Annotated in this window: 5 protein-coding genes; 2 read left to right on the forward strand and 3 right to left on the reverse strand. The window is 68.5% G+C overall.

The window, feature by feature from the left end; all coding sequences use genetic code 11:
* Nucleotides 1-724 (forward strand): lyase family protein (locus KH616_RS20540; protein ID WP_292250333.1); only part of this gene is annotated, 724 nt, incomplete at its 5' end.
* An 82-nt stretch (nt 725-806) separates the two neighbouring features.
* Here the strand turns inward: KH616_RS20540 and KH616_RS20545 are convergent.
* A complete protein-coding gene (locus KH616_RS20545) occupies nt 807-1,316 on the reverse strand; it encodes an acyl-CoA thioesterase (RefSeq protein ID WP_292250335.1) in 510 nt (169 codons plus the stop codon).
* A gap of 306 nt (nt 1,317-1,622) precedes the next feature.
* Between KH616_RS20545 and KH616_RS20550 the strand changes: the two genes are divergently transcribed.
* On the forward strand, nt 1,623-4,085 hold the full coding sequence (locus KH616_RS20550) for a DUF6600 domain-containing protein (protein ID WP_292250338.1): 2,463 nt from the start codon (nt 1,623-1,625) through the stop codon (nt 4,083-4,085).
* A 102-nt stretch (nt 4,086-4,187) separates the two neighbouring features.
* Here KH616_RS20550 and KH616_RS20555 read toward each other — a convergent pair whose 3' ends face one another.
* On the reverse strand, nt 4,188-5,159 hold the full coding sequence (locus KH616_RS20555) for a thymidylate synthase (RefSeq protein ID WP_292250339.1): 972 nt from the start codon (nt 5,157-5,159) through the stop codon (nt 4,188-4,190).
* A gap of 41 nt (nt 5,160-5,200) precedes the next feature.
* Nucleotides 5,201-5,674 (reverse strand): helix-turn-helix domain-containing protein (locus KH616_RS20560; protein WP_292250340.1); only part of this gene is annotated, 474 nt, incomplete at its 5' end.

The following is a 5,674-nucleotide window of genomic DNA, read 5'->3' on the forward strand; positions in this document are numbered from 1 at the left end:
CGAGCTGGCGCTGGGCGGCACCGCGGTCGGCACGGGGTTGAACGCGCATCCGGCGTTCGCGGTGCGCGTCGCCGAGGAGATCGGCCGGCTCACGCAATTGCCGTTCGTGACCGCACCGAACAAGTTCGAGGTGATGGCGGCCGCCGACGCGCTGGTGTTTGCGCATGGCGCGCTGAAGACCGTCGCCGCCAGCCTGATGAAGATCGCCAACGACATCCGCTGGCTGGCAAGCGGGCCGCGTTGCGGCCTCGGCGAGCTGTCGATCCCGGAAAACGAGCCGGGCAGCTCGATCATGCCGGGCAAGGTGAATCCGACGCAGTCCGAGGCGGTGACGATGCTCTGCTGCCAGGTGTTCGGCAACGACGTCGCGGTGAACTTCGGCGGGGCGAGCGGGAATTTCGAATTGAACGTGTTCCGGCCGATGATCGCGCACAACGTGCTGCAGTCGGTGCGGCTGCTCGCCGACGGCGCGCAGAGCTTCAACGATCATTGCGCGGTCGGCATCGAGCCGAACCGGGCGCGCATCGACGCGCTGCTCAACGAATCGCTGATGCTCGTGACCGCGCTCAATCCGCACATCGGCTATGACAAGTCCGCGCAGATCGCGAAGAAGGCGCACAAGGAAGGCACGACGCTGAAGGCCGCGGCACTCGCGCTCGGGTATCTGACCGAGGCGGAATTCGATGCATGGGTGCGGCCGGAACAGATGACCGGCACGCGCTGACAGCGCGAAGGGTACCCGCCGGGCGATGCGGTGCGGCGAAGCCGTGACGCCGCCACCGCTGTCCGGCGCCGCGCCGTGTGCGTCAGACCTGGCCGGATGCCACTTCTTCCGGCTTCAGCTCGACGATCTTGTCGAGCGCGGCGCGCACGTCCATCGCATATTTCGCGAGACGCTTCTGCTCATCGGTCTCGGGCACGAAAGGCGGCACCGGCAGCGGGTTGCCGTTCTCGTCGACGGCAACGAACACGACGAGGCAGTCGGTCGTCTGGCGCAGCACCCCGCCTTTCGGATCGCCGGCATGCACGGACACATGGATGTGCATGCTGGTGCGGCCGGTCGCGACGACCCGCGCCCTCAACTCGACCAGATTGCCGACCAGGATCGGACGCTGAAAGCGGATATTGCCGACACTGACGGTCACGCAATAGCGGCTCGACCAGACCGCCGCGCAAGCATACGCGACCTCGTCGATCCATTTCATCAGTGCGCCGCCGTGCACCTTCCCGCCAAAATTCACGGACGTCGGTTCGGCGAGGAAGCGGAACACGGTTTCTGTGCGATCGAGGGTGGACGTGGACAGGTTGGGGGACATCGTGCTTGGAACCGCGCGGGAAAGTGAAGCAATCCATTATACGTGCCGCAACCGCATCGCAACGGGCCTGTTGGGCCGCCCGGCCGTTCCCGCCCAGCGGCGAATCGTCACGCCCTGCCCGGCCATGCCATCCGTCTCGACGCTGCCGCCGCTCGCCTGCGGCGTGCGCCCCCGCGTCGCAGACAAGTTTTGTTACACGCCGGGCCCTCCGCCTTACAAAACACCGAGCCCTGAAACAGGCCGAGCGGATAGAGTGAATTCACCGGCGTGAATCGACGCGCCGTCAGAACGACGAAAACGCTCATCATGGCCCCCTTGCTTACGCTCAAGCGCACCACGCGTTTCGCGCTGGTCGCGTGCGCCGCGCTGGCTGCGCTGCCTCCGGTTTTCGCCCAGCCAGCCGGCGCGCCGCCCTATGACGCCGCGGCCCGGCAACCGGGCGGCGATCCGTCGGGCGGCGATCCGCCCGGCCGCGTCGCGCGGCTCAATTACCTGTCCGGCGCCGTGACGACCGAGCCGGCCGGCACCGATACGTGGTCGTACGCTGCCGTCAATCGGCCGCTGACGACCGGCGACCAGCTGTGGAACGACGCCGGCGCCCGCTCGGAATTGCATGTCGGATCGACTGCCGTGCGGCTCGGCGAATCGACGAGCCTCTCGGTGATGAATCTCGACGACACGACCACGCAATTGAAGGTCGGTCTCGGCTCCGTCTCGACGCACGTGCGATCGCTGCCGCCCGGCACGTCATATGAAATCGATACGCCCAATCTCGCGCTCGGCATCACCCGCCCCGGCGACTACCGTGTCGACGTCGCGCCGAACGGCGCCAGCACGACGGTGACGGTGCGGCGCGGCAGCGCGACCGTCTACGGCGAAAATGGCCAGTTCCCGCTGTCGCCGGGACAGCAGGTCGTGTTTACCGGCACCCGTCTGCAGGTCGCCCGGCAATCGCCCGCGCCCGGCCTCGATCCGCTCGACCGCTGGGCGGCCGGCCGCGATGCAAACGAAGATCGCTCGATATCGGCCCGCTACGTGTCGCGCGACATGCCCGGCTACCAGGATCTGGACGCGAACGGCACGTGGCGCGAGCATCCGGGCTACGGCGCGATGTGGGTGCCGAGCGACGTGCCGGACGGCTGGGCGCCCTATCACGACGGCCGCTGGATCTGGCAAGCGCCGTGGGGCTGGACCTGGGTCGACGACGAGCCCTGGGGATTCGCGCCCTACCACTACGGCCGCTGGGCCTACGTCGACGACAGTTGGGCGTGGGTGCCCGGTCCGCTCGTCGTCAGCGCGCCGCCCGTGTACGCGCCGGCGCTCGTCGCGTTCGTCGGCGGCGACGACGGCGGATCCGACTGGAGCGTCGGCCTGACGGCCGGCGGCATCGCCGCCGCCGGCGTCGCCTGGTTCCCGCTCGGGCCCGGCGAGTCCTGGCATCCCCGTTGGGGCGGCTGGAGCCCGCGCTATTACGCGCGCGTGAACCAGAACATCGTGGTGAATCACATCAATGTGAACAAGACCGTGAACGTGACGAACATCACCAACACGTATGTCAACTACCGCGCACCGCACGCGATCACGGCCGTCCCCGCGACCGCATTCGTGCACGGCCAGCCGGTCGCGCACTTCTCGCAGCACGTCGATCCGCAGCAGTGGCGCCATGCGCATGTGACGCCGGGTACACCCGGCATTGCACCGGTGCGCCAGAGCTTCACCGGCGGACTGCGCACCGCCGCCTATCAGCCGCCCGCCGAGATGGCTCGCCATCCGGTCATGGCGACGCGCAACCCGGCCGTACCGGCCGCCTATCGCGATCAAGCCGCGGCCCAGCTCGTCCAGCACGGAGGACGCGTGCCCGGTGCTGGCGTGCCGGTCGTGAAAACGGCCGTGCCGCCGGACTATACGCCGCGGCCGGTCCGGATGCCCGGCAATCCGCAGGAACCGCGCTGGGCGATGCGCAACGTGCAGCTCGTCAATCCGCACAGCCCGGTGGTGCGGCCGACGCAGGAGGCCGGTGAAGGTCAATCGGGCAGCCTGCATGCCGGATCGCCCGGCTTGGCGGCGGCAGGCTTGGGCGCGGCAGCGGCCGGCATGGCCGCCGCGGCAACCGCCGGTCATCCGATGAGCGGGCCGGCCGCAAACGCACCGCGCGTCAGGAACGGCTTCGCACCCAACATGCCCCGCGCGCAGAACGCCGGTGCGCCGAATACGCCCCACCCCATGAACGGCGCGACGCCGAATGTCCCGCCGCCGCCGAACGGCACAGCCCGTCATGCAGCCGGCGCGCCCGAACACGGCGTGCCGCATCCGCCGACATTCGGCAATGCGCCCGGCATGCGCGGCGACGCGCGGATCGCGCAGCCGCGTCCGCAGCCGGATTTCGCCGCCCCCGAACCCCAGCCGCAACCGCGGCCACGGCCGGACCGTGCCGCCCCGACGCCACATCCCCGCCCCGACTACGCCCCGCCCGCGCCACGTCAGGACTACGCGCCGCCGCACGGAAACGAATATCGTGCCCCGGCCCCGGCCCGCGAAATACCGCGTCCACAACCGGCCATGCAGATACAGGCACCGCGCATGGACGCGCGACCTCAGGTGCAAGCGCCTCGCATGGACGCGCGTCCGCAGATGCAGGCACCCCACATGGACACGCGGCCTCAGATGCAGGCACCCCACATGGACGCGCATCCGCCGATGCTCCCACCACACGTACAAAACAACCCGGCGCCACATGACAACGGACACGACAACCGGCGTCGAGAGTGAGCGCAGACGCACATGAAAAAAAACAGCCCGACCGGCATCAGCCGGTCGGGCCGTCGTGCATTCGGACGTCGATCGCCGAATGCCGTGTATCGGCACGTACGCTCAGACCGCCATCGGCGCCGTCAGCGGTTCATGGTGCCGGTAGCCGACGAGCGAAAAATCGGACGGCTCTACCTGCTCCAGCCATTCCGGCGCGTACACCCCCGTCTGCGCATAATCCGGCACGCGATCGGCGATCACGAGGCGCGGGCTTTCGTACGGCTCGCGCGTGAGCTGCTGTTGCAGCATGTCGAGCTGGTTTTCGTAGATGTGGGCATCGCCGATGAAATACGTAAACCAGCGCGGCGCATAACCGGTCAGCCGGCCGACGAGCGACAGCAGCGCCGCCCCTTCCGTCAGGTTGAACGGCGTGCCGAGCCCGACGTCGTTGCTGCGGATGTACAGGCACAGCGAAATCTCGCGCTTCGCCACGTTCGGCAGGAACTGGTACAGCAGATGGCACGCGGGCAGCGCGATCTGGTCGAGCACCGCCGGATTCCACGCATGGAACAGGATGCGGCGGTCCGACGGGTTCTGCATGATCGTATCGAGACACTGGCGCAACTGGTCGATCGCCTTGTACAGCAGCACCTTCGACACACCGTCCTCGTCGAATTGCGTGACGATGCGATAGCCGCGGCTCGTCGCGTCGGCGATCTGCGCGTGCGCCCCGGCGTCGAGCACCTTGTAGCCGGGCCATTGACGCCATTGCACGCCATAGACGTCGCCGAGATCGTCGACGCCCCGGCGATACGGGTTCGCGAGCCACTGCGCGTTCTCGTTCGCATTGGCGTCCCACACCTTGCAGCCGAGCGCGCGGAAATCCGCGGCACTCTTCGACGCGCGCAGGAAGCCGACCAGCTCGCCGATCGCCGACTTGAACGCGAGCCTCTTCGTCGTCACTGCCGGAAAACCCTGCTGGAGGTCGAAGCGCAGCATCGCGCCGGGCATGCTGATGGTGCGGATGCCCGTGCGGTTCTCCTGCCAGGTGCCGGTGTCGAGGATGGTACGAACGAGATCGAGATACTGTTTCATGCGGGTTCCTTCGGCCGCGACTGCGGCCGTACCCGCGGATTTTACCAAGCGCGCTCGGCACAGGGTCCGGGCGCTTCCTGCAACGGCGTCGCCAGCCCGGCAAGCTCATCGCCGCGATCCCGCATCCCGTGCGCGCACATCAGCCGGTACAGCGTGACGCGCGACACGCCGAGCTCGCGCGCCGCGTCGGCAAAGCGCCCGCGATGACGCATCAGCGCATGCTCGATCGCCTGCCGCTCCGCGGCCTCGCGCGCCTCGACGAGCGACACCGGCGCGAGCACCGCATAGTCGTCCAGCTCGAGATCCGCGGCGGTGATCACCCGGCCTTCCGACATCACGATCGCACGGCGCACCCGGTTGATCAGCTCGCGCACGTTGCCGGGCCAGTCGTAGCCGTACAGCGCGGCAATCGCGTCGGGCGAAAAGCCCCGCAGGCGGCGGTGCGAATCGCCCTTGAAGCGGTCGAGCATATGCCTCGCCAGCACCTCGATGTCCTTGCCGCGCGCCCGCAGCGG

This window comes from Burkholderia sp. (assembly GCF_018375725.1).
Classification (GTDB): Bacteria; Pseudomonadota; Gammaproteobacteria; order Burkholderiales; family Burkholderiaceae; genus Burkholderia.

Coding starts and splice junctions, on each gene's coding strand:
- KH616_RS20545 (WP_292250335.1), bottom strand. CDS start 1,316: ATGTCCCCCAACCTGTCCACGTCCACCCTCGATCGCACAGAAACCGTG.
- KH616_RS20550 (WP_292250338.1), top strand. CDS start 1,623: ATGGCCCCCTTGCTTACGCTCAAGCGCACCACGCGTTTCGCGCTGGTC.
- KH616_RS20555 (WP_292250339.1), bottom strand. CDS start 5,159: ATGAAACAGTATCTCGATCTCGTTCGTACCATCCTCGACACCGGCACC.